Raw genomic sequence first — 20,680 nt, forward strand, 5'->3', positions numbered from 1 at the left:
CCCCCTAGGGGACGCAATAGCGTCCCCGGAATGTGGAGGGAGACCCTCTCACAGATATCGAGGCTAACGTCTCCCTCCCCCTGTTGAGGGGGAGGGGACAGGTGGGGGTCAGCCCGCACCGATCCCTCAAGTAACCACCTCCGCGCGGGAAGACTTCGTTAACGCATCTCCTTCACTCGACATTAGGGTTATCCGTTAGGGTTAAGTGGGTTTTAAGAAAAGGCAGGCAAGGTGGGTCCACTCGACTGGTGTCGTCGTGGCAACAAGGACCCTGCAATATGCGTAGATATCTCGCTTCAGCGGCTGCGGTAGGAACCGCCCTGCTGCTCGCCGGCCCCGTGGTGGCGGCCGATATGCCCGAATATCCCGAAATTCCCGAAGTCGATTACGACATTGGCGGCTCGTTCTACCTGCGCGGCTCGGCCGCGCTGAACCTGCACTGGGCGCCCGAAGTGAAGCATCCGTGGGATGCCGACGACATCGATCCGATCGTCGAATATGGCTACGGCTATAGCTGGGGCGCTGGCTTCGGTTACGAAACCGGTACCGGCCTCCGCTTCGACGGCACGATCGACTCGGTCGAGACCAAGGGCCTGAAGATCACTAAAGATGACGGTGGTCTCGACGATGGCGATTACACGCTGATGCTGCGTTCGACCGTCGCGCTGGCCAACATCTACTACGATTTCGGCCTTGGCGGCGACTTCAGCTACTCCTCGGGTGCCGGTGGCGCCTTCGGTTATGTCGGCGCCGGCGCCGGTCTGGCCTGGAACCATGCCGAGACCAACTCGCCGTGGGGCGTTCCCGTCCCGGTCCCGACCGGCGGCAATGTCAGCGCGGCAGCGGCCGTCATGGTCGGTGTGGGCTATGACATGGGCAGCTGGGTGGCGGACGTCGGCTATCGCGGCCTCTACATCAACCAGATCAACAACGCACCCACCGATCCGACCCAAGAGGGGTATTTCGAGATCGACAATAACTGGATCCACGAGCTGCGCGGCACGGTCCGCTACCGCTTCAACTAAGCAGCTATTGGACGACACCAGTCCGACCGAACGGCGCCCAGAAGGGCGCCGTTCTTGTTTGTTGTCAGCGAACTGTCAGGTTCGGTCGCATAGCTTTTCGCTATGCAAATCAATGGTATCGGCAAACTCTGTGCAGACGGCGAAACGCTGGCCGAGGTGGAATTCACAGTCCTCACCACACCGGGCTTTCCGGCCGGTCGAGGCGAGTTGCGCTGCAAGCGGCCAGCGCTTTACGAGGCATATGGCGCGACCCACGCGGGCCTGTTGTTCACGGACGGCGATGACCCCGTCGAAATCATGATCGTCGGGCCGCCGGATGGCGAGGTAGCGGATTTCGTTGCCGTAGGCGGGCTTCTGCCACAGGGCGAATAGCGCCAGTCCGACTCGACTCGGATACAACCGCGGCATGCATCCGCCCGCCATGACCATAGAAGATCGCACCCTCACGCGCGCCGACGTTGCCGGCCTCATCGGCGATGATCCGGTACGTCTCGTCGGCTGCACTCTCGATGAAGCCAAGCTCGCCGATCTCGATCTGACCGGTTGGGTGTTCGAGCGCTGTAGCTTCGCGCGCACCGATTTCGGCAAGGCCGAGCTCGAGCTTGCCCGCTTCCTCAACTGCCGCGGCGCCTTCGCGCTGTTCCGGGGCGCCAACCTCGAGGATGCGGCGTTCCGTTCGTCGGACTTCAACAATGCGAGCTTTCGCGGCGCGACGCTGTCGTCCGTATCATTCGAGGATTGCAAGCTCACCGGCTGCGACATGGCCGACGCCAGGTCGATGGATGTGCGCTTCACCAACACGCTCCTGGTCTCGGCCAAGCTCCCCGGCTTCAATTTCCGCAAGGAGACGCTGGTCGGCGTCGACTTCAGCTCCGCCGATCTCGCCAAATGCGATTTCCGCGAAGCGTCGTTCGAGAACTGTTCGATCCGCGAAGCCAATATCGACGACGCCCGCTTCCAGGATGCGGACCTGCGCGGCGCCGACCTCGGAGGCTTGTCGATCCTGGCGCAGGCCGGCCGCTTCAAGGGCGCGGTGGTGTCGGCGGCGCAGGCGGAACTGATCCTCAGCCAGACCGGGCTCAAGGTGCGGGCACGGTAGGCGGCCCAAGCCGTGCAACGCGCGTCCCCTCTCCCCATTGGGGAGAGGGTTAGGGTGAGGGGTAGCCAAGCACACCGGATGGGCGGTTGCTGCTTTTTTTAGCCGCACCGGACGAGCGCTTGGCGCCCCTCACCCCGACCCTCTCCCCAGAGGGGCGAGGGGGCGATAGGGGCGCGGTCCGTGCTCTCCCGACTCGACCCTAATCCCTCAGCTGAAACCGCTCGAACCGGCCCAGCTCCTCCTCGAGCATTGTCTTATGCTCGGCGGCGTTGCCCTTGCCCACCCAGTGCCAGGCCTGGATCAGTACTTTGCCGGCCGCCCGGTCGGTCTTCAGGTCCAGCGCCGCGACGATCTCGTCGCCGGCCAGCACCGGCAGGGTGAAGTAGCCGAACTTGCGCTTGGCCTTGGGCACATAGGCCTCGAACACATGGTCGTAGCCGAAGAACAGGCTGGTGCGGCGGCGCTGGATGGCCAGCGGGTCGAACGGCGACAGGATGTGCACCAGCGGCGGACCCTCGGGTTCCGGCGTTTCCAGCGCTTCGGGTGTTGCATAATGCAGCGTCGGATCGTCCCCGATGGTGACCGGCAGCAGCGCTTTCTTCCGCCGCCTGGTCTCGATCTGTCTGGCCAGTTCGGAGCTGAAGCGGAGCTTTGGGTGCATCACCGAGGGGCCGCTGATCAGCCCCTGCGACGTCAGCGCCCGATCGAGCAGGTAGGTATCGATCTGCCGCTCCGTTGACGCCTTGGGCAGCTTGCCGAAGTGGCGGGCCATCAGCTCGTAGGTTTTCACCATGCCGATGCGCTCGGAAATGGTCAGTTCGCCCGAAAAGAAGCCGTATTGCAGCACCCGCTTACTTGGCTTGCGGCTGCCCCACGGGTGGTCCTTTTCGACCAGCTCGTCGGTGTCGATGTCGCGGATCGAGATGGCGCCATCCTTCCTGATCTGGCGCAGCAGTTTTTTCAGATCGTTGGGGTCGGCATCGGCATACCAGCGCATCGGCTCGCTGCGATGCTGCTTCATCTCATCGAGATAGAAGGGCAGGTCGCGCACCGGCACATAGGCCAGCGCATGCGTCCAGTACTCGAACACCGACTTGTCGACCGATTGCGCCTGCGTGAGGTCGCTGCGCCGATAGTTCGGGATGCGGGTGAACAGGATGTGGTGGTGGGCGCGCTCGATGACGTTGATGGTGTCGATCTGCACATAGCCCAGTTGCTCCACCGCCTTACGGGTCGCCTCCGGCCCGGCGCCGAACGGCTCGCGTTCATCGAGCCGCTGAGCATGCAGCCAGATGCGACGCGCGTGGGGCAGGGTGAGGTTGAGCGGCTTTTTCATACTGACAAGCCTAACGCATGTTCCTGCCAGGGCATGTCAGGCTTTCATTTCTTCCACATCGCCAGGAGTCCGGCGCCGACATCGATGCGCGGCGCCGCCGGCGCGAGGCCGCTGATGGCGGCCGGCTTCACCGCCGGCCAGAACATGTCGTCGAACAGCGGCAGCATGGCTTTGGTGATGAAGCGGCTGCGCTGCGCGTAGACGTGCTTGTCGCCATAGGGCGTCTGCTGGTGCACGTAGAAGCGCTGCGGCACCATCAGATGCAGCTCGTCCCGGGCGCGGGTCATCGCCACATAGAGCAGCCGTCGTTCCTCCTCCAGCTCATGGGTCGAACCCGTGCCGAGGTCGGAGGGGATGGCGCCGTCGACGACGTTCAGCACGTGGACATTCTTCCATTCCTGCCCCTTGGCCGAATGGATGGTCGAGAGGATCAGAAAATCCTCGTCGAGCAGCGGCACGCCGGCCTGGTCCGAGGTGGCGTCGGGCGGATCGAGCGTCAGCTCGGTGATGAAGCGCTCGCGGCTCGGATAGCCTGCGGCGATCTGCTCGAGCTGATACAGGTCCTCCTTCCTGACCTCGGCATCCTCGTACACCGCCTCCATCAGCGGCTCGTACCACATGCGGGCCCGCAGCAGTTCGGCCGGCCAGCCGCCACCGCCCTGGCCCAGATGCTGCACCACTTCGAGCAAAGCCGGCCAGGCTTCGGAGCCGCGCGGCGGGGGAGCGGTATTCAACAGCTCGACCAGCGGGTCGGGGCTTTCCGCCATGCGGTCGAGCACTTTGCCCGCCGCGCCCGGCCCGATGCCCGGCAGCAGCTGCAGCACGCGAAAACCGGCGACGCGGTCGCGCGGGTTGTCGACGAAGCGCAGGAGCGCCAGCATGTCCTTGACGTGGGCGCTGTCGAGGAATTTCAGCCCGCCATATTTGACGAACGGGATGTTGCGGCGGGTCAGCTCGATCTCGAGCTCGGCCGAATGCGAGGAGGTGCGGAACAGCACAGCCTGCTGCTTCAGCGCCGTGCCGCCCTCGCGGCAAGCCAAGACGCTCTCGACCACATAGCGGGCCTGGCTCGGCTCATCCTTCACCGTCACCAGCTGCGGCTTCTCGGTCGCCGCGCGCTCGGTCCAGAGGTTCTTGGTGAAGCGCTCCTTGCTCTCCGAGATCACCGCATTGGCGGCTTCGAGGATCGGCTGGGTGGAGCGATAATTGCGGTCGAGCGTCACCATTCGCGCCGGCGGCGTGAAGGCGCCGGGAAAATCGAGGATGTTGCGCACCGTGGCGGCGCGGAACGAGTAGATCGACTGGGCGTCGTCGCCGACTACGGTCAGCCCATCGCCCGAAGGCTTCAGGGCCAAAAGGATCGAGGCCTGCAGCCGGTTGGTATCCTGGTACTCATCGACCAGCACGTGGTCAAAGCGCCCGCCCAGGTCGGCGGCGATGCTGGGCTCGCGCATCATGGCGGCCCAGTAGAGCAGCAGGTCGTCGTAATCGAGCACCTGCTGGCGTTGTTTTTGTTCCACATAGGCGGCGAACAGCTCGCGCAGTTGCGGCCCCCACATGGCGACCCAGGGGAACGCCTGTTTCAGCACCGCGTCGAGATCGTCCTGCGCGTTGACCACGCGCGAGTAGATGGCAAGGCAGGTGCCCTTGGTGGGAAAGCGCTGCTTGGCTTCCGAGAACCCCATCTCGTGCCGGATGATGTTGATCAGGTCGCCGGAATCCTCGCGATCGTGGATCGAGAACCCGGGAGAGAGGCCGATCTGCTCGGCATGCTCGCGCAGCAGCCGCGCGCCAATGCCGTGGAAGGTGCCGGCCCAGCTCAGGGCATCGGTGATGATGCCGGATTTGGCGCCCATCACCTGCGCCACGAGCCGTTCGACCCGGCGCTGCATCTCGCTGGCGGCACGGCGCGAAAAAGTCATCAGGAGGATGCGGCGCGGATCGGCGCCGTTGACGATCAGGTGCGCCACCCGGTGGGCCAAGGTGTTGGTCTTGCCCGATCCCGCCCCGGCGATCACCAGCAGCGGCCCGCCCAGATGCTCCGCCGCCTGCCGCTGCTCGGGGTTCAGCTTGTCGAGATAGTGGGGGGCTAAGGCAGTCTGCACGCGAATCGATCCGGAAAAAGTTCCGGATCAGGAAGCATCATTCTCGCTTTGTTCGCAATTCACGCTGATGGGGGCGCCGGCTGTTGCGCCGGCGCCCCCCATGGCTAGAACCGTCACTGCGCGGCCGCTTCGATCACTTTGGCAACGTCCTCGGCCTTCGAGATGAGGCCGGAATGGCTGGCCTTGATCTCGGTGACAGTCGCGCCGATGCGGCCGGCAAAGAAGCGCTGCGCGTCGGGGGGCAGCACCAGGTCTTCGGCGGTCACCACGTAGAAGCTCGGCTTGTCGTGCCAGGCGGCAACCTCAGCTACCGCTTCGAAGTTGGCCGGGTTCGAGGGCAGCTGCGTCGCTGCATTGGCCTCGGCTTTCGCCACCGGCAGGTCGCCGGCAAACAATGCAGGGTACTGCGCCGGGTCGAAGATCAGGCCGCCCTCGGCGTTCGGACGGATCGCCTTGACGCCTTCGCTCGGTGCACCACCCGACAGCAGCTTGGTCAGGGTTTCGCCCTCGTCCGGCGCGAAGGCCGAGACATAGACCAGCGACTTGACCTTGGCGTCGGCGCCGGCTTCGCCGATCACCACGCCACCCCAGGAGTGGCCGACCAGCACGGTCGGGCCGTCCTGGGCGTCGAGCGCCGCCTTGGTGGCGGCAACGTCGTCGGCCAGCGAGGTGAGCGGGTTGGCGACCTGGGTCACCTTGTAGCCCTTGGCCGAAAGGATGGCGGCGACCTTGTCCCAGCTCGATGCGTCGGCAAAGGCGCCGTGGACGAGGACGACATTCCTCGCGGGCTCCTGGGCGAAGGCTGCGCCACCAGCACCGACTGCGGCGGCGCTGAACACGACGGCGGACAGAATGGACTTCATTTTCATCTCCATATGTTGAGGCGAGGTTGGACGATCGGCAAAGTCGACTTGCCGCTGGCTGGCGCCGAGCTCAGAAAACCGGATCTTGCGTTTCGGCCGAGGATTGTTGAAGTTCCTCGCCAAGCGATGCCGTAGAGATAGAGGTGAGAGCCGTGAACAACCATGATCGCGCCTCCAGAGTTCATGCTCCGGAATCCGATGCCGCTTTCCCGATGATGGCGTCGCGGGTCGACCTGCTGTCGCAGGTGCTGACGCTGATCCGGCTGCGCGGCGAGCTGATCTTTTCAAGCGAGCTCACGGCGCCCTGGGCGCTGCAGTTCGATGCCGGCTCGGCCTATTTCCACGTGGTGTCGGAGGGCACGATGGAGGTGCGGGCCAGCGACGGCAAACGGGTCATCGCCGCGGCCGGTGACCTGATCGTGTTGCCGCAGGGGAGCGGCCACAGCATCAGCGTTGGTGACGCCACGCCGGTGCCGATCCGCGAGGTGCTGGAGGCACAGATGCGGGAGCAACTCGCCATCCGGCTTGGCGGCAATGGGGCGATGACTCAGCTTATCACCGGGGCCTTCCGCTTCGAGGGCGACAACATGCCGACCATGCTCGCCGTGCTGCCGTCACTGATCCACATCTCGAAGGCGCTGCGCAGCGAAGAGGAGGCCTGGGTCGAAGGCATTGCACATTTCCTCCTCGCCGAGGCAAGGGTGCCGCATCCCGGCTCGTCGCTGATGATCTCGCGGCTGATCGACGTGCTGGTGATCCGCGCGATGCGCACCTGGGTCCGCACCGCACCACCGGAAAAGCGCGGCTGGCTCGGCGCCCTCGCCGATATCCGGATCAGCCGGGCGCTGAAAGCCATTCACGACGAGCCGTTCCGCCGCCGGACCGTTGCCGAACTCGCCGGCATTGCCGGGATGTCGCGTTCGAGCTTTGCCGAACGCTTCGCCACGCTGATCGGCGCGGCCCCCTTGCACTACCAGACGCGCTGGCGGCTGCTGCTCGCCAACGAGATGCTGAAGGGCCCGGACACCAGGGTCAGCGAGGTCGGCCGGCGGGTCGGCTACGATTCCGACGCGGCGTTCAGCCGGGCGTTCAAGGCCCAGTTCGGCTATCCGCCGGCCTTGGCCTTGCGCGGCGAGTTCGCCGCGTCGCCGTGATGACGGGCAGTTGCCAGATGGCCGGTGTGTTCCTATCTTGGGTACAGATGGGATACTTTCGATGAACACGCGCTTCGCCGTTGCCACGCATATCCTGACCTTTCTCGCCTATCAGGGTGGCGAGCCCGCGACGTCGGAGCTCATTGCCGCCAGCGTGAACACCAATCCGACCTTCATCCGCCGCCTGCTCACGCAGCTTGCCAAAGCGGGCCTCACCACGTCGCAACTGGGGGCCGGCGGCGGCGCGTTGCTGGCGCATCCGGCGAGCCGGATCAGCCTCCTGGATGTCTATCGGGCGATCGACGAGGAGCAGCAGGTGTTTGCCCTGCATGACGCGCCCAACCCGCAATGCCCGGTTGGCCGCAATATCGATGCGGTGCTGAAGGGCCGCATGCTGGAGGCGGAACGGGCGCTGCAGGCGCAGCTGGCGCAAACCACGATTGCCGATCTCGCCGCCGACATCGCCGAGCGCAACAAGGTCGCCTGACACTGAGGCGCGCCCGTCGAGCCAGACCTCTTTACAATAATGTGTATCCATATTAGATACCATTATGTGTAACCGATATGGATACAGAAAATGCCGAGCCGAAACCTCGCAGCGATCGCCTTGGCGACGTTGATCACGGCAGCAGTGCTGCCAACCTCAGCCGCATTTGCACAGGAGCCAGCCATGAGCACTCAGGAGCAGCAGGTCGTCGACCTGCTCAAAGCCATCGAAACCGGCGCCGCCGAGCCGGTCGCCATCATCAATCCCGAACAGTACACGCAGCATAATCTGGGGGCAGCCGACGGGCTCGCCGGCTTCGGTGCGCTGCTGGCGGCGCTGCCGTCGAACTCGGCCAAGGTCAACACGGTGCGCGTGTTCGAGGATGGCGACTATGTCTTCGCCCATACCGAGTACGAGTTCTTCGGCCCCAAGATCGGCTTCGATATCTTCCGCTTCGAGAACGGCAAGATCGTCGAGCATTGGGACAACCTGCAGGAGACGGCGGCCTCGGCCAACCCAAGCGGCAACACCATGATCGATGGAGCGACTGTTGCCATCGATCTCGACAAGACGGCAGCAAACAAGGCGCTGGTGGGTCAGTTCGTCGACGACATCCTGGTCAATGGCCGGCTCGACAAACTCGCCGGCTATTTTGCCGGCGACAGCTACATCCAGCACAATCCGCAGATCGCCAACGGCCTCTCCGGCCTCGGCGCGGCGCTCGAGGTGATGGCCAAGGCCGGCATCACCATGAAGTACGACATTGTGCAAAAGGTGCTGGGCGAGGGGAACTTCGTGCTGGTGGTGAGCGAGGGCAAGTTCGGCGGCCAGCCGACGTCGTTCTACGACCTGTTCCGGGTCGAGAACGGCAAGATCGCCGAACACTGGGACACGCTCGAAACCATTCCGCCGCAGGCCGAATGGCGGAACCAGAACGGCAAGTTCGGCTTCTGAGCAGGGGGCGCTTCGGCGCCCCATGTCTCTCATCAAGCGAGGCTAAGGTCGCCGGCGTCGGTGGCGGCCGATGCGTCTGGTCAATCGAGGGATCTTCGGAACGGCCAGCTCGCGCTGCCTGTTTGCCACTCCGCGGGAAGCAGGAGGTCGATGCCGTCGAAGGCGCCACGGTTGTCGGCCGTCGCACTTATGATGTGGCCGGCGGCTGGGGCGGCAAGCCGCCGGGGCATGGCCCGTATTTCGTCATGACCCACCATTCGCCACCCGAAGACGAGATTTCGTCGGCCTTCACCTTCGTCACCGATGGCATCGAGAGTGCCGTCCGCCAGGCGGTGGCGGCCAGTAAGAGCGGACATGTCGACCTGATGGGCGCCAACGTCATCCAGCAGGGGCTGAGAGCAGGCCTGGTCGATGAGATCGTCATCCAGGTGATCCCGGTGCTGCTGGGGGAGGGGATACGCCTCTTCGATCGCCTTGGACCGCAGCACATCACGCTCGATCGGACGCGGGTCGAGGCCGGCCCAGCCGGCGTCACCCACCTCTTCTAACAACGTCGTTCGCTGAGGGCCGGAGCGATCAGCCCGAACGATCCTCGGAGCGGCCAAGCTCACGCTGCCTGAGGAGGAACGCCACGCCTTCGGTGTAGCGATCATGCAGTCGGGCGAAGCGGCTGAGTGTGTCCTTGGGAACGCCGATGTCGATCAGTTCGGCGTGCATATCCTTGAGGCGCTCCTCCATTTCCTCCATGCCGACGATCAGGCGTTCAATCTGTTCCTCTGTCAGTCGAACCAGTGTTGCCATCACTGCCTCCTTCAAGGCTGGCCGCGGAGTTCAGTCTACGACTTGTTGGCCCGGCGCGCTGCATTTTCGGCAAGCCGGGCCTCGACCAGGCGAGTCACCAGCGCGTCGGGCAGCGGCTTGTCGGGCGTGAACCGCACCGTGCCTTTCGACGTATCAAGGCCGGTGAGCTCGGCCGCATGCGCCTCCATCACCGCCGGGCTCTGCACATAGAAGGCGCAATGCGACTTGGCGGCGCCGAACGACACCAGCGCGCCATCCTGCCGAAAGGCGGGGATGCCATAGCCGACATACTCCTCCGCCCGAGGCGCCGCGGCGATGATCACCTGCCTGAGGTGTTCCAGGGCGTGCCGCTGCGCCGCGGGCAGGGCGGCGAGGAAGCTGCGCGTGGTCTCGGGCATCTGGGCTGGCATGGTCGGCTCCTCCCCAAGCATAGCCTTGCACGGCTGCCGCGGCGTTGTCAGCACTCCCGGGTGGTTGCTGCTATGATATTGAAATCGTTAAACTATTCGTGCAACACTATTGTCATGCGGGCGACTTCGCCTCATGCTCATCCGGTCGCCCGCCCATCGGAGGTGCCTGATGTCGCTGTTGACCGCCCCGAGCGCCGATACGGAAGGTTTCGGCCTCACCACCGCGCAGATCATCTATCGCGTGCCCGATCATCTCGAACTGCTGCAGGATTTCGTCTGGCAGCAATACGATGTGTTCCCTGAGTTCCCCAGCCTCAGAAAGTTCCTGGCTTTCTGGGAGGAGAAGATCGAAGGGCCGCTGCACTCGGTGACCGTCGCGCATGCCCGGCTGATCTATCCAGTGGAAGTGCGCACCCTCAAAGGCGCGCCGCTCCACTAGGGATCACCCGCGGGGAGTGTAGTCGTCGCTGGTGTCGTCCGTGTCGTCATAGGGACAGTCGCTGTCGCCGTCGATCTGGATCACGTCTTCGTACCCGTCGAGCACCCGGCAGTCGACCTGGCCACCGCCGCCGCTGCCGGCAGCACCGAGCGCCCTGGTTTCGGGCCCGACATTGCTGGGCAGGCAGTTGGCGGCGTGGATGTCCGGAGCGGTGATCAGGACGCCGGCGCAGTCGATGAAGTGCTGCAGTGGATCGACACTCTGTGGTGTCACCGTCTGCGAGCTGGCCGACGGCGCGAGCAGCAGCAGGCCGCCAGCGACCAGCGTTGCGATGGTGCCGAGGCGGATACGGCGGGCGAGGCGGTGCTTGGTTGAGACTGCGGGCATACTTAGTCTCCTCTGCGCGATTTCGCACACAACTAACTAAAGCACTTCGCCAATGCGGCGGCAACTCAGTAAAACACTGACGCCGTTCACATCTTCCAGTCGTCGACGCCCTCGATCAACTGTCGATAGAGCAGCAGAGTCGAGAGGCAATGCTGGGTCGAATCGACCCGCGACCGCAACACGTAGGCGCCGTTTCGGAAGGCGCCGGCCAGGGTTTTCAGTTTGGGATCCTCGTAATACTGGCCTGGCCCGAACGCCAGCCGCGTGCTGTCGCGCGGCAATTGCAGATTGAGATTGTGCGGCAGGTCCGTCTCGATACGGGCTCGCAGCGTTGCGGCCAGATCGGGAACGCCGTGCCGCTCGAGTGCGGCAGCCGCGGCAATCACCCCTTCGAGCGCTGCGCAGGTGTTGGTGCCGCTGTCGGCGGAAGGCATCAGGGCCTCGACATAGTTGGCGGCGAACTGCTTGAGGAAGTCGCGATAGCGGTCCTCGCCGGTGGTGGCGAGCCGCTGGGCCGCCGCCATCATGCCCCAATGCGCGAACATCCGGTCGGGCGCGGCGAGGTACCGAGCCATGACCCCGGCTTCGAGCCGCTCGAGTGTCGCTGCGACCTCTGCGGCGTCCGGAACGAGGTCGATGTAATGCGCCAGCGCCAGCCAGGTCTCGCCGGTGGCGTAGGAGTCGGCCGTGGTTTGCCCGGGCACCTGCGCAATGCCGCCGTCGGGCAGCTGTTGCGCCGCGAGCCCCTTGAACCAGCCCTGCCGCAGGTCGGGGCGGAAGTCCGTGCCGATAGCGCGGCTGTGAAACAGCTCGGCCAGCAGGGCAAGCGCCGCGCCGCCGGCTCGTCCTCCGGCGAGCGTCTCGTCTTCGGATGGCAGCAGGCCATCGCCGACAGCGATCGACTGCGCCTCATAGTAAGCGATGCTGCGCGCCGACGGTTCGGCGAAGCCGGGCTTGCCGGAGAGGAAGTAGAACTGGTTGAGGATGAACCCGGCGCCTGCCTGGCGGACGATGTTGTCATCGGCAGTGAAGTGCGAGCGCAGGAAATCGAACTCGTAGAAGAAGCGCCCTTCGGCAGTCTCGGTCGCAACCAGGTAGCGCGCGGCGGCTTCGGCGCGCCGTTCGATTTCCGCCTGTCCGAGCATGGGGTCGCTCGCCTGAGCGGCACCATGGAGCCCGAGCATCAGCAGCAAGGCAAAGCCAGCACGGCGGATGGCCATGGGCCCCTCCCGGTTCCGTCTTCGGCCAGCATAGCGCCGCGTGTGGTAACGGCGCTAGGCCGCCTGTTGTCCGATTTCGGCCAGGTAGCTGCTCCAGGGCTCGGACTCGACGAAGACCCAGTCCGGGATCGCGCCTCGGCCTGGAGGCAGGGCCCGCAGTTGCTCGACCAGCAGCAGCGCATCGGCGGTTTTGGCGCGCACCCGGGCGGCGCGGTAGCGGGCGGCAAATGACGGGTCGAGCCCAGCTTCGGCGACCATCGCCTCGGGGGTGCGGTCGGCGAAGTAGATGGCGTTGGCCGCCAGCCGCAGGGTAAGCGCCTCGGCTGGGGTTACCTGCATGGCGGCGATGGTCGCTTCGGCGTCGACCAGCGGCTCGCTCAGCGGCAGGAAGTCGAGTTCGGCCGGGGCATGGGCGAGGCAGACATCGGCATCCTCGGTGCGGGCGCCGCTGACATAGCTCCGGGCGATTGGTCCGACCGGCACCATGCCATAGGGCGCACACTCCGCCGCCCGCAGCGCCCCGATCGAGGCGGCGCCGAGCACGGTAATCCCCCGCTTGAGTGCGAACAGGATTTCCTTGTGCCAGACCGAGGGGACGAAGCCGAATACGCCGTCGATCAGCCCGATGGCCTCGGCGCCATCCAGCACGGCGCGGTAGAGATCGCCTTTCCGCGCCGGCGGGCGGATATCGAGCCCGCTGCGATCATAGTCTGCTCCCGAAAGCGACGGGCCGGCGAACAGGACTTTCACAGGAACCCCAGCATGGCTGCAGTGGCGCGCGAGCCCGGGCGCCAGTTGGAATTGGTCAGCCGGTCTTCGAGGCCGGGCACATAGATTTTCGCCACCTCGATGCCGAACTGCGCGCCGCCGAGCGGAATGACGACGACGCGCTTCAGCCCGGCTCGCGCCAGCCCGGCCTGAAGCGCAGCGATCAGCACGTCCTCGCCACTGTCTGCGGGGAGGCCGACCGGCGCCGGCCGGGTGGTTGGCGTCGGCTCGGTCAATACGGCGATGGAACGGCCGAGCCGCTGGTCGTACTCGCCCTCGACGATGTCGTCGCGCGCCCCGGCAATATTGGTGATGCGGGTCTGCGCCGCCTCGACGATGGCGCGCCGCGCCGCAACCGCCGCGACCGGGTGGCAACTGGCGCCGGTGGTCAGGTCGAAATGTTTGTCGGCGCCATCGGCGGGAAACAAGGCCGCATAGATCACCGGCACGCCGATATTGTTGGTCTGGTCGAACAGCCGCAGCCGGAAGCCGGCGCGCATGATCTTGTCGGTCAGCGCGTCGACCGTCCTGTCGCCGAACGCCGCCGGGGAGACGGCCGTGGCCTTTGCTGCCGCATCTGGCTTGTAGCTCCAGAGGCACACCGCGTCGCGCTCGATCACTTCGCAGAGGCCGTGGAGGATGGCGCCCGACAGCCGCGTTCCCGCGGCGATGCCGTTGGTCGATTGCTGGAGGCCGATGAAGTCGCGGGGCGGGGTGCCGAGCACCACCGCGTCATAGGGCACCAGCACCGGCGCGTCGGTCGCGAGGTCAAACCCCTCGACCCAGGAGATCGGCTTGCTTTCATCAATCGCAGCGCGGCGCGGCAAGAGGTGCGTGACGTCGAGCAGCTCGTGGCCGCCGGCCCGCGCCTCGGCGATGCTGAGGGTCCGCTGCGGCGTCTCAGGGGTTTCGGCGATGGCGTATTCGGCCGCCTCCATCACCGCCGAGATTTGCGCCGAAATGTCGTCGACGCCCTTACCCTGGTGGGTGGCGAGCGTCGCCGAGTTAGGGCGGATGGCGGCGTAGCAGGGGATGCCGATGCGATCGAGCCCGGTCTGGCGCGCCAGCCGGGTGATGCCGAGGGCGGTGAAATGCAACGACAAATCCCGCAGCAGGGCTGCGGGATTGCGCGTGCCGCCCGGAGCCGGACCGGCTGGGCGGAGCTGGGCTCCGAAATTCAAGAGTTATTTGGCGTTGTAGAACCAGGCACCGCTGCCATCGGCGCGATTGCCTGCGGCCACCGCGATGTTGATACCGTCAACAAGGGCGTTGCCCGACTGCAGTGCGGAGCGAACGTCGGCCGGGACCACGGTGTCCTGGTCAACGGGGGTCACAGTCATCTGCTGGGTGTCGACGACCAGCAACTGCTCAGAATCTTTCTGTCCGATGATCACGTAACGCATAAGTACATCTCCTTGCGGCCTACTTGAAACCGGCCTTGTGCAATGCGTCTATATACAGATCGACATCAGAGGGATCGCGCTGCGGCACTCGCGATAGCCAACGAGCGGTTGTGAAATCCGGTTGCAATCTAAGCGCTTGCAAGCGGTAGCGACGGGCGAGGTCCATCTGCCCCGCCATCGCGGCGGCGGCGGCCATCAGGCGATAGGCCGGTTCCGGGTTTTTCATCTGGCTGAGGTTGGCCAGCGCCTCGTCGAAGCGGCCGCGGAAGAAGTTGATGCCGCCCAGCGTCCACAGGTATTCGTCCGGCGGGATCGGGTTGAGCCGCATGGCCGCGTTGATCTTGTCCAGAGCCTCGCGGTGGTTGGAATTGTGGGCCAGCGTGTCGGCGTAATCGGCGAGGATGTCGGCGTGGTTCGGCGCCAGTTCGGCGGCGGTGGACATGTGAACCAGCGCCTGGTCGAGGTCGCGGTCGAACAAGGCGACCCGACCGAGTTCGCGATACGCCGTGCCGTCATTGGGATCGATCGATACGGCCCGTTCGGCATGCAGCTTGGCCTTGTCGAGCAGCGCCTTGTCCGAGCCTGAGCGGAGCACCCATTCGACCACATAGGAGCGGGCCAGCGCGCTCTCGATCGTCGCCTGATCCGGCTCGATGTCGCGGGCAATGCGCAGCGATTTGCGGCCGCGCCGGATCTTGGGCAGGTCGAACGTCCTGAGGTTCTGCCGGCCGGCGAGGTAATGCGAGTAGGCACCGGCGTCGCGCAGCGTTCGCTCCCGCTGCAGCTCCGCCGTCTCGATCGATTCGGCGAGGGCGCGGGCCACGCCATTGGTGAAGTCCCAGTAGCGCTCGGGGGCAGACAGCGCCGAAAAGGCGAACTTGTCCGCCCAGACGATCTCACGGCCGGCGGCACGCACCAGGCGAATGGCAAGCGACAGCCCATCGCCGGCGAAATGCGGGGCGATGCGGCTTTCCACCGCGTAATCGATCTGGTGCGCCCGCACCTCGTCCAGCGCGGTGAACGGGTCGAGCTGCCAGGCCGTATGCGGGGCGATCACCGACAGCGACTTCAACCGCGACAGGCCGATGGTCACATCCTCGACCAGCGCCGGTGCCAGATGCCTCGGTACGCTCGCCTGCTTGAAGTCCTGCAGGGGCGGCAGCAGTACCACCCGGGGGACAAAGCTCACCCGGGCGCGGTCCTCATCGGCCATTGGCCGGCGCCGCTCGACGATGCGTGGCTGCGCTGGGGTAGTGATTTCGTCGCCGCCGAAAAGCTCGGCGGTTTCCGCTGCCGGTTCCATGCCGAGGCCGTGGCGCAGTCGGTTGCGAAACGCCGCGAAGGCGGCGCGCGCGCCGCTTTCGTTATTCTCTGAGCGGAACAGCTCGATCGTGGCGCGACACACCAGGTCGGAATAGGGCAGGCGCTCGGCGAGGCGGAACAGCGCCGAATGGGCGCCGCGACCGCCGATGCGCAAAGCCGCTTCGGTCGCCTGGCTGGCGAACTGATTCTCGATGCGGGTCCGCTCAAGCGCCAGCCATTGGTCGAACTCGCTGCCCACCCCACTGACCCCGGCCAGCAGCTCGCCGCGATAAAGGCCGATCAGCCGCTCGAGTTCGGGAGCGTCCTCGGCGCTACGGATGCGGCCGACCTCGCGCAGGTCGAGCACCACATCGCGGTTGAGTTCGATTTCCGTAGCGTCCGCGTCGAATAGCTCGAACCCGTATCTGCCTTCGAGTTCACGCGTATGCAGCAGGGTCTGTCGCAGGTTGGTCATCGCCTGTTCTGCGGTGCTGCTTTCCCAGGTCCGTTCCGCCAATGCCGACCGTCGCGCCCGGCTGGAAAAGTCGAGATACAACACAGCTGCAAGGGCATAGGCCTTTTGGCGCAGCTTTACTGCCGAACCGTCCGCCAAGCGGAGGACCGGAGTCCCCAAAAGCTGCAGGGTGACCGTTTCACGCATAGAAGTGATCGGCATTGCTCAGTTGATCCGACGAAAGTGGTGGAAGTTTACTTGACGAAGTAAAGGGCAAAGCGTAGCGACGTAACGGCTAGATAACGCATTGAAGTAAGCTACCCATGCGTGATGCGCTAGCACAATAACTGCGAGGAGGCGCGGAGGGTGGGCCGCAGTGTCCCGCATATAGGACCCGAAACCTAGGCAACAATATCGAGGGACGAATGGAATCAGGAACATTGAATTCGGCTGCAGCAGCAATCGCGGACGCTAGAGGTTCCCAACTGATCGAACTGAGCGCTGACATCGTCAGCGCCTATGTGAGTCACAACGCACTGAGCGCCAGCGACATCCCCAAGCTGATCGCAACCGTGCATGCAACGCTGAGTGGTCTGGGCGGCGCGTCCGAACCCGAAGTAGTCGTAGAGCTCAGGCCGGCAGTGCCGGTGAAGAAATCGATCACGCCCGACTACTTGATCTGCCTCGAAGACGGCAAGAAGTTCAAGTCTTTGAAGCGTCATCTGAGGACCGAATACGACATGTCGCCGGAGGAATACCGCGCGAAATGGGGGCTGCCGGTGGATTACCCGATGGTGGCGCCGACCTATTCGGAAGCGCGCTCGCGCCTGGCCAAGACCATTGGTCTGGGCCGCAAACCTAAAGCGACGGCCGCCCGCGGGCGTGCCAAGATCGTTTCCTGACCACACCGGCGGCAGGCTAAACCAAACCGGCGCAACTTGCGCCGGTTTTTTTGGTTCTGGTCTATCCTGGGTGCTACGCCCCGACCGCTGGAATGGGGCCGGCGGCATAAAAACTGCCCCCTCCACTTGGTGGGGGAGGGAGCAGTAGGACACAGGACCCGAATTTCCTATGCAGCTGACATTCTAGGTGTGGGCTCGTGACGCTGGCGTTATGCGCCATGTCAGCAAGATATCAGCTAGCGGCTCTTTAGCGTTCGATGCAGATCGCCACGCCCTGGCCGCCACCAATGCACAGCGTCGCGAGGCCGCGCCGGAGGTTGCGCCGCCGCATCTCATTGAGCAGCGTCACCACCACCCGGCAGCCCGAAGCGCCGATCGGATGGCCGAGCGCGATGGCGCCACCGTTGACGTTGACCCGTTCCAGGTCCCAGTCCATCGCCTCGATCACGGCGAGCGCTTGTGCGGCGAAGGCCTCGTTGAGCTCGATCAGGTCGAGGTCGGCCGAGCGCCAGCCGGCCTTGTCGAGCGCCCGCCGCGCCGCGGTCGCGGCGCCCAGCCCCATCTCCATCGGCTCCAGTGCCGCCGAGGCGCAGGAGACGATGCGGCCGAGCGAGGTCAGCCCGAGCTCAGTGGCTTTCGCCTCCGAGGCCAGCAGCACCGCCGCCGCGCCATCATTGAGGCTGGCGGCATTACCGGCGGTCACCGTGCCCTCGGCCTCGAAGGCCGGTTTCAGTTTCGCCAGTGCCGCGAGCGTCGTGTCGGCCCGTGGCTGCTCGTCGGCGCTGACCAGCCGGGTTTCCCGTCGCTCGGTCACGCTCACCGGTACGATCTCGTCGGCAAACCGGCCTGCCGCCGCGGCCGCGACGGCCTTCTGGTGCGAAGCCAGGGCGAAGCTGTCCTGCGCCTCCCGCGCGATGCCGAACTTTGCCGCCAGCCCTTCGGCGGTGATCCCCATCGCGACGTGGTTGAAGGCGTCGACCAGCCCGTCGATCATGATGCTGTCGGTGGCGGCGATGTCACCGAGCTTGCTGGCGCGACGCCCGGCCAACAGATGTGGCGCCTGGGTCATGCTCTCCTGCCCGCCAGCGACGATCAGTTCGGCATCACCGGCACCGATCGCCTGGGCGCCGAGGTGGATCGCCTTCAAGCCCGAGCCGCAGACCTTGTTGACACCGAAGGCCGGCACGCCGATCGGTAACCCGCCGCCGATCGCCGCCTGGCGCGCCGGGTTCATGCCGGCGCCCGCCGTCAGCACCTGGCCGATGATCACCTCGTCGACCGTGGCCGGGTCGACGCCGCTGTCGGCGAGGACCTGCCGGATAGCAGCGGCGCCGAGGGCGCTGGAGCTCAGCTCGGCGAAAGCACCGACAAAGCGACCGATCGGGGTGCGGCGGGCAGCGACGACGTGAACGGGGTTGGTCATGTGCTGAGCTCCGCGAGGTTCTCGAACAGTTTTAGCGCCTCGGGGTTGGCCAGCCCCTCGATGTTGCGGACGGGCCGGCCATGCACCACGTCGCGCACCGCCAGTTCGGTCAGCTTGCCCGAGCGGGTGCGCGGCAGGTCGGCGACCGCGATCAGCTTGGCCGGCACATGGCGCGGGCTGGCGCCGCTGCGGATGGTAGCGCGGACTTTGAGCCTCAGGGCCTCGTCCAGCACGGCGCCGGGCACCAGCTTGATGAACAGCACGACGCGGGTATCGCTCTCCCACTCCTGGCCGATGCAGAGCGCGCTGTCGATTTCGGGCAGTTCCTCAACCATCGCGTAAATCTCGGCCGTGCCGATGCGCACGCCGCCCGGGTTCAGCGTCGCATCCGAGCGACCATGGATCATGATGCCGTGGTGTGCCGTCCGCTCGGCATAATCGCCATGGGCCCAGACGCCGTCGAAACGCGAGAAATAGGCAGCGCGATAGCGCGAACCATCGGGATCGTTCCAGAAGCCGAGCGGCATCGAGGGAAACGGCGCCCGGCACACCAGCTCGCCTTTGCCCTCAGCCATCGGCTGGCCGGCCTCGTCGAAGACGTCGACCGCGAGGCCCAGCCCCGGCGCCTGGATCTCGCCGCGCCACACCGGCAGCGTCGGCACGCCGAGCACCAAACTCGAGACGATATCGGTGCCGCCCGAGATCGAGGCGAGGTGCACGTCGGACTTCACGTTGGCGTAGACATAGTCGAAGCAGTCCGCTGCCAGCGGCGAGCCGGTGGAGAGGATGGCGCGCACCGATGCGAGGTCGTGCGTCTCGATCGGTTTCAACGCCAGCTTCCGCACCGAATCGAGGTAGCGCGCCGAGGTGCCGAACAGGGTGAAGCGCTCGGCCTCGGCATAGTCGAACAGTTGCCTCGGTTCGGGATGGAACGGCGAGCCGTCATAGAGGCAGAGCGTTGCGCCGCAGCCGAGCGCCGAGGCCAGCCAGTTCCACATCATCCAACCGCAGGTGGTGAAGTAGAACACCCGGTCGCCCTCGTGCACATCGCAGTGCAGCCGGTGCTCCTTCAGATGCTGCAGCAGGGTGCCGCCGGCGCCATGGACGATGCATTTGGGTTTGCCGGTGGTACCGGACGAGAACAGGATGAACAGCGGGTGGCTGAACGGCAGCCGCGCGAAGTGCACCGGCCGGGCAGCGTAGGGCGCGAGGAAGCTTTCCAGCGTCACGGCGCCCTCGATAGACGCAATGGTCCCTGCGGCGCGACCGAGCACGTCGATCACCACCGTCTGCGCCGGCGTCAGGGCTGCGGCCACCTCAGCAATGGTCGGGCCGATATCGATCAGCTTGCCGTTGTAGTGATAGCCATCCACCGTCACGAACAGCTTTGGGTCGATCTGGCTGAAGCGGTCGAGCACGCCGCGCGGCCCGAAATCCGGGGAGCAGGACGACCACACCGCGCCGATCGAGGCGGTCGCCAGCATCATCGCCACGGTCTCGGGCATGTTGGGCAGCATGCCGGCAACGCGGTCGCCCTGGCCGATGCCGAGCCCCAGCAGCGCCTGCTGCATCCGCGACACCGTCTGGCGCAGCTCAACCCAGCTCCAGCGCCGCCGCGTCCCCGCCTCGTCGCGGAAGACGATGGCATCGCCCAGCCCGTCGCGGCGCAACAGGTTCTCGGCGAAGTTCAGTGTCGCGTCGGGCAGGAAGCGCGCGCCCGGCATCAGTTCACCGTCGAGCACGAGCCGCTCGCCCTTGTCGCCGATCACTCCGCAGAAATCCCACACGGCGCTCCAGAATGCGCCGCGCTCAGTGATCGACCAGCGACGCAGCCCCCAGTAATCGTCGGGCGCACAGCCATGGCTGGGGTGGGTCGCCTCGGCGAACTGCCACAGCAAGGTGGCGCGCCGGCGCGCCGGATCCATCTGCCAGAGAATTTCAGCCTCCCGTTTTGACGGACGCTAGTGCCTGTACTGGCGCGACAAGGAGTCGTATTTCTACTGCATGCATCCCCTCCCTCCCAGTCTTGGCAAGGCCGACCCCGGTGCGGCAGGCTTCGGCTACTCGCTCGCCGATATCCCGGTGCCCATCGTGTTCGCCGCCCATCGCATCATCAAGGATTGCAACGCGCCGTTCGCGGCGCTGTTC

The 20,680-nt window shown here is 65.5% G+C and carries 22 protein-coding genes; 8 read left to right on the forward strand and 14 right to left on the reverse strand.

Annotated elements, in window-relative coordinates:
* The first annotated feature begins 278 nt into the window (after window positions 1-278).
* Window positions 279-1,025 (forward strand): outer membrane protein, encoded by a 747-nt coding sequence (locus VW23_RS10735; RefSeq protein ID WP_141728298.1) that lies wholly within the window; start codon window positions 279-281, stop codon window positions 1,023-1,025.
* Window positions 1,026-1,100: 75 nt separating this feature from the next.
* Here the strand turns inward: VW23_RS10735 and VW23_RS28545 are convergent, their stop codons facing one another.
* The gene (locus VW23_RS28545; RefSeq protein WP_141728299.1) at window positions 1,101-1,433 is read right to left on the reverse strand and encodes a hypothetical protein; all 333 of its coding nucleotides are present in this window, start codon (window positions 1,431-1,433) and stop codon (window positions 1,101-1,103) included.
* On the opposite strand from VW23_RS28545, the gene VW23_RS10745 reads away from it, so the two are divergent.
* On the forward strand, window positions 1,432-2,124 hold the full coding sequence (locus tag VW23_RS10745) for a pentapeptide repeat-containing protein (RefSeq protein ID WP_069909566.1): 693 nt from the start codon (window positions 1,432-1,434) through the stop codon (window positions 2,122-2,124). The genes VW23_RS28545 and VW23_RS10745 overlap by 2 nt on opposite strands.
* Before the next feature lie 199 nt (window positions 2,125-2,323).
* Here VW23_RS10745 and VW23_RS10750 read toward each other — a convergent pair whose 3' ends face one another.
* From VW23_RS10750 to VW23_RS10760, 3 genes are all read right to left on the reverse strand, one after another.
* Complete coding sequence (locus tag VW23_RS10750; RefSeq protein WP_069909567.1) at window positions 2,324-3,460, reverse strand: winged helix-turn-helix domain-containing protein; 1,137 nt, start codon at window positions 3,458-3,460, stop codon at window positions 2,324-2,326.
* A 44-nt stretch (window positions 3,461-3,504) separates the two neighbouring features.
* Window positions 3,505-5,565, reverse strand: a complete 2,061-nt coding sequence (locus tag VW23_RS10755; protein ID WP_069909568.1) for an ATP-dependent helicase — start codon at window positions 5,563-5,565, stop codon at window positions 3,505-3,507.
* A gap of 113 nt (window positions 5,566-5,678) precedes the next feature.
* Window positions 5,679-6,428, reverse strand: coding sequence for an alpha/beta fold hydrolase (locus tag VW23_RS10760; protein WP_069909569.1), 750 nt, complete (start codon window positions 6,426-6,428; stop codon window positions 5,679-5,681).
* Between the two features lie 152 nt (window positions 6,429-6,580).
* Between VW23_RS10760 and VW23_RS10765 the strand changes: the two genes are divergently transcribed.
* From VW23_RS10765 to VW23_RS10780, 4 genes are all read left to right on the forward strand, one after another.
* Window positions 6,581-7,582 carry an AraC family transcriptional regulator gene (locus VW23_RS10765; protein WP_244513498.1) on the forward strand — a complete coding sequence of 334 codons (1,002 nt, stop codon included), beginning with the start codon at window positions 6,581-6,583 and terminating at the stop codon, window positions 7,580-7,582.
* Window positions 7,583-7,643: 61 nt separating this feature from the next.
* A complete protein-coding gene (locus tag VW23_RS10770; protein ID WP_069909571.1) occupies window positions 7,644-8,069 on the forward strand; it encodes an Rrf2 family transcriptional regulator in 426 nt (141 codons plus the stop codon).
* Window positions 8,070-8,252: 183 nt separating this feature from the next.
* Window positions 8,253-9,023, forward strand: coding sequence for a nuclear transport factor 2 family protein (locus VW23_RS10775; RefSeq protein ID WP_069909572.1), 771 nt, complete (start codon window positions 8,253-8,255; stop codon window positions 9,021-9,023).
* Between the two features lie 122 nt (window positions 9,024-9,145).
* The gene (locus VW23_RS10780; protein ID WP_069909573.1) at window positions 9,146-9,571 is read left to right on the forward strand and encodes a dihydrofolate reductase family protein; all 426 of its coding nucleotides are present in this window, start codon (window positions 9,146-9,148) and stop codon (window positions 9,569-9,571) included.
* A 28-nt stretch (window positions 9,572-9,599) separates the two neighbouring features.
* Here VW23_RS10780 and VW23_RS10785 read toward each other — a convergent pair whose 3' ends face one another.
* Both VW23_RS10785 and VW23_RS10790 read right to left on the reverse strand, forming a co-directional pair.
* Window positions 9,600-9,824: a hypothetical protein gene (locus VW23_RS10785; RefSeq protein WP_069909574.1), complete on the reverse strand. Its 225-nt coding sequence runs from the start codon at window positions 9,822-9,824 to the stop codon at window positions 9,600-9,602.
* 35 nt (window positions 9,825-9,859) lie between these two features.
* A complete protein-coding gene (locus VW23_RS10790; protein ID WP_069909575.1) occupies window positions 9,860-10,234 on the reverse strand; it encodes an iron chaperone in 375 nt (124 codons plus the stop codon).
* Window positions 10,235-10,403: 169 nt separating this feature from the next.
* Between VW23_RS10790 and VW23_RS10795 the strand changes: the two genes are divergently transcribed.
* Window positions 10,404-10,673 carry a hypothetical protein gene (locus VW23_RS10795; protein ID WP_069909576.1) on the forward strand — a complete coding sequence of 90 codons (270 nt, stop codon included), beginning with the start codon at window positions 10,404-10,406 and terminating at the stop codon, window positions 10,671-10,673.
* Window positions 10,674-10,676: 3 nt separating this feature from the next.
* Here VW23_RS10795 and VW23_RS10800 read toward each other — a convergent pair whose 3' ends face one another.
* The 6 genes from VW23_RS10800 to VW23_RS10825 form a co-directional block, all read right to left on the reverse strand.
* Window positions 10,677-11,060, reverse strand: a complete 384-nt coding sequence (locus VW23_RS10800) for a hypothetical protein (protein ID WP_069909577.1) — start codon at window positions 11,058-11,060, stop codon at window positions 10,677-10,679.
* Window positions 11,061-11,146: 86 nt separating this feature from the next.
* Window positions 11,147-12,280, reverse strand: a complete 1,134-nt coding sequence (locus VW23_RS10805) for a hypothetical protein (protein ID WP_069909578.1) — start codon at window positions 12,278-12,280, stop codon at window positions 11,147-11,149.
* Between the two features lie 54 nt (window positions 12,281-12,334).
* On the reverse strand, window positions 12,335-13,030 hold the full coding sequence (locus VW23_RS28945; RefSeq protein WP_069909579.1) for a TfuA-like protein: 696 nt from the start codon (window positions 13,028-13,030) through the stop codon (window positions 12,335-12,337).
* A complete protein-coding gene (locus tag VW23_RS10815; RefSeq protein WP_176730376.1) occupies window positions 13,027-14,145 on the reverse strand; it encodes a YcaO-like family protein in 1,119 nt (372 codons plus the stop codon). The genes VW23_RS28945 and VW23_RS10815 overlap by 4 nt, the downstream gene beginning before the upstream one ends.
* A gap of 87 nt (window positions 14,146-14,232) precedes the next feature.
* The gene (locus VW23_RS10820) at window positions 14,233-14,451 is read right to left on the reverse strand and encodes a hypothetical protein (RefSeq protein WP_069909581.1); all 219 of its coding nucleotides are present in this window, start codon (window positions 14,449-14,451) and stop codon (window positions 14,233-14,235) included.
* 19 nt (window positions 14,452-14,470) lie between these two features.
* On the reverse strand, window positions 14,471-16,228 hold the full coding sequence (locus VW23_RS10825; protein WP_069909582.1) for an AfsR/SARP family transcriptional regulator: 1,758 nt from the start codon (window positions 16,226-16,228) through the stop codon (window positions 14,471-14,473).
* Window positions 16,229-16,632: 404 nt separating this feature from the next.
* On the opposite strand from VW23_RS10825, the gene VW23_RS10830 reads away from it, so the two are divergent.
* Entirely contained in the window at window positions 16,633-17,109 is a 477-nt protein-coding gene (locus tag VW23_RS10830) for a Ros/MucR family transcriptional regulator (RefSeq protein ID WP_069909583.1), read from the forward strand.
* A 247-nt stretch (window positions 17,110-17,356) separates the two neighbouring features.
* On the opposite strand, the gene VW23_RS10835 is transcribed toward VW23_RS10830, so the two are convergent.
* Together VW23_RS10835 and VW23_RS10840 are read right to left on the reverse strand one after the other, a co-directional pair.
* Window positions 17,357-18,532 (reverse strand): acetyl-CoA C-acetyltransferase, encoded by a 1,176-nt coding sequence (locus tag VW23_RS10835; RefSeq protein WP_069909584.1) that lies wholly within the window; start codon window positions 18,530-18,532, stop codon window positions 17,357-17,359.
* Complete coding sequence (locus VW23_RS10840) at window positions 18,529-20,469, reverse strand: acetoacetate--CoA ligase (protein WP_280138984.1); 1,941 nt, start codon at window positions 20,467-20,469, stop codon at window positions 18,529-18,531. The genes VW23_RS10835 and VW23_RS10840 overlap by 4 nt, the downstream gene beginning before the upstream one ends.
* Between the last annotated feature and the right edge of the window lie 211 nt (window positions 20,470-20,680).

The sequence above is a fragment of the Devosia insulae DS-56 genome (assembly GCF_000970465.2).
In the GTDB taxonomy this organism is placed as follows: domain Bacteria; phylum Pseudomonadota; class Alphaproteobacteria; order Rhizobiales; family Devosiaceae; genus Devosia_A; species Devosia_A insulae.

Coding starts and splice junctions, on each gene's coding strand:
- VW23_RS10735 (WP_141728298.1), top strand. CDS start 279: ATGCGTAGATATCTCGCTTCAGCGGCTGCGGTAGGAACCGCCCTGCTG.
- VW23_RS10745 (WP_069909566.1), top strand. CDS start 1,432: ATGCATCCGCCCGCCATGACCATAGAAGATCGCACCCTCACGCGCGCC.
- VW23_RS28545 (WP_141728299.1), bottom strand. CDS start 1,433: ATGCCGCGGTTGTATCCGAGTCGAGTCGGACTGGCGCTATTCGCCCTG.
- VW23_RS10750 (WP_069909567.1), bottom strand. CDS start 3,460: ATGAAAAAGCCGCTCAACCTCACCCTGCCCCACGCGCGTCGCATCTGG.
- VW23_RS10760 (WP_069909569.1), bottom strand. CDS start 6,428: ATGAAGTCCATTCTGTCCGCCGTCGTGTTCAGCGCCGCCGCAGTCGGT.
- VW23_RS10770 (WP_069909571.1), top strand. CDS start 7,644: ATGAACACGCGCTTCGCCGTTGCCACGCATATCCTGACCTTTCTCGCC.
- VW23_RS10775 (WP_069909572.1), top strand. CDS start 8,253: ATGAGCACTCAGGAGCAGCAGGTCGTCGACCTGCTCAAAGCCATCGAA.
- VW23_RS10785 (WP_069909574.1), bottom strand. CDS start 9,824: ATGGCAACACTGGTTCGACTGACAGAGGAACAGATTGAACGCCTGATC.
- VW23_RS10790 (WP_069909575.1), bottom strand. CDS start 10,234: ATGCCAGCCCAGATGCCCGAGACCACGCGCAGCTTCCTCGCCGCCCTG.
- VW23_RS10795 (WP_069909576.1), top strand. CDS start 10,404: ATGTCGCTGTTGACCGCCCCGAGCGCCGATACGGAAGGTTTCGGCCTC.
- VW23_RS10800 (WP_069909577.1), bottom strand. CDS start 11,060: ATGCCCGCAGTCTCAACCAAGCACCGCCTCGCCCGCCGTATCCGCCTC.
- VW23_RS10805 (WP_069909578.1), bottom strand. CDS start 12,280: ATGGCCATCCGCCGTGCTGGCTTTGCCTTGCTGCTGATGCTCGGGCTC.
- VW23_RS10820 (WP_069909581.1), bottom strand. CDS start 14,451: ATGCGTTACGTGATCATCGGACAGAAAGATTCTGAGCAGTTGCTGGTC.
- VW23_RS10825 (WP_069909582.1), bottom strand. CDS start 16,228: ATGACCAACCTGCGACAGACCCTGCTGCATACGCGTGAACTCGAAGGC.
- VW23_RS10830 (WP_069909583.1), top strand. CDS start 16,633: ATGGAATCAGGAACATTGAATTCGGCTGCAGCAGCAATCGCGGACGCT.
- VW23_RS10835 (WP_069909584.1), bottom strand. CDS start 18,532: ATGACCAACCCCGTTCACGTCGTCGCTGCCCGCCGCACCCCGATCGGT.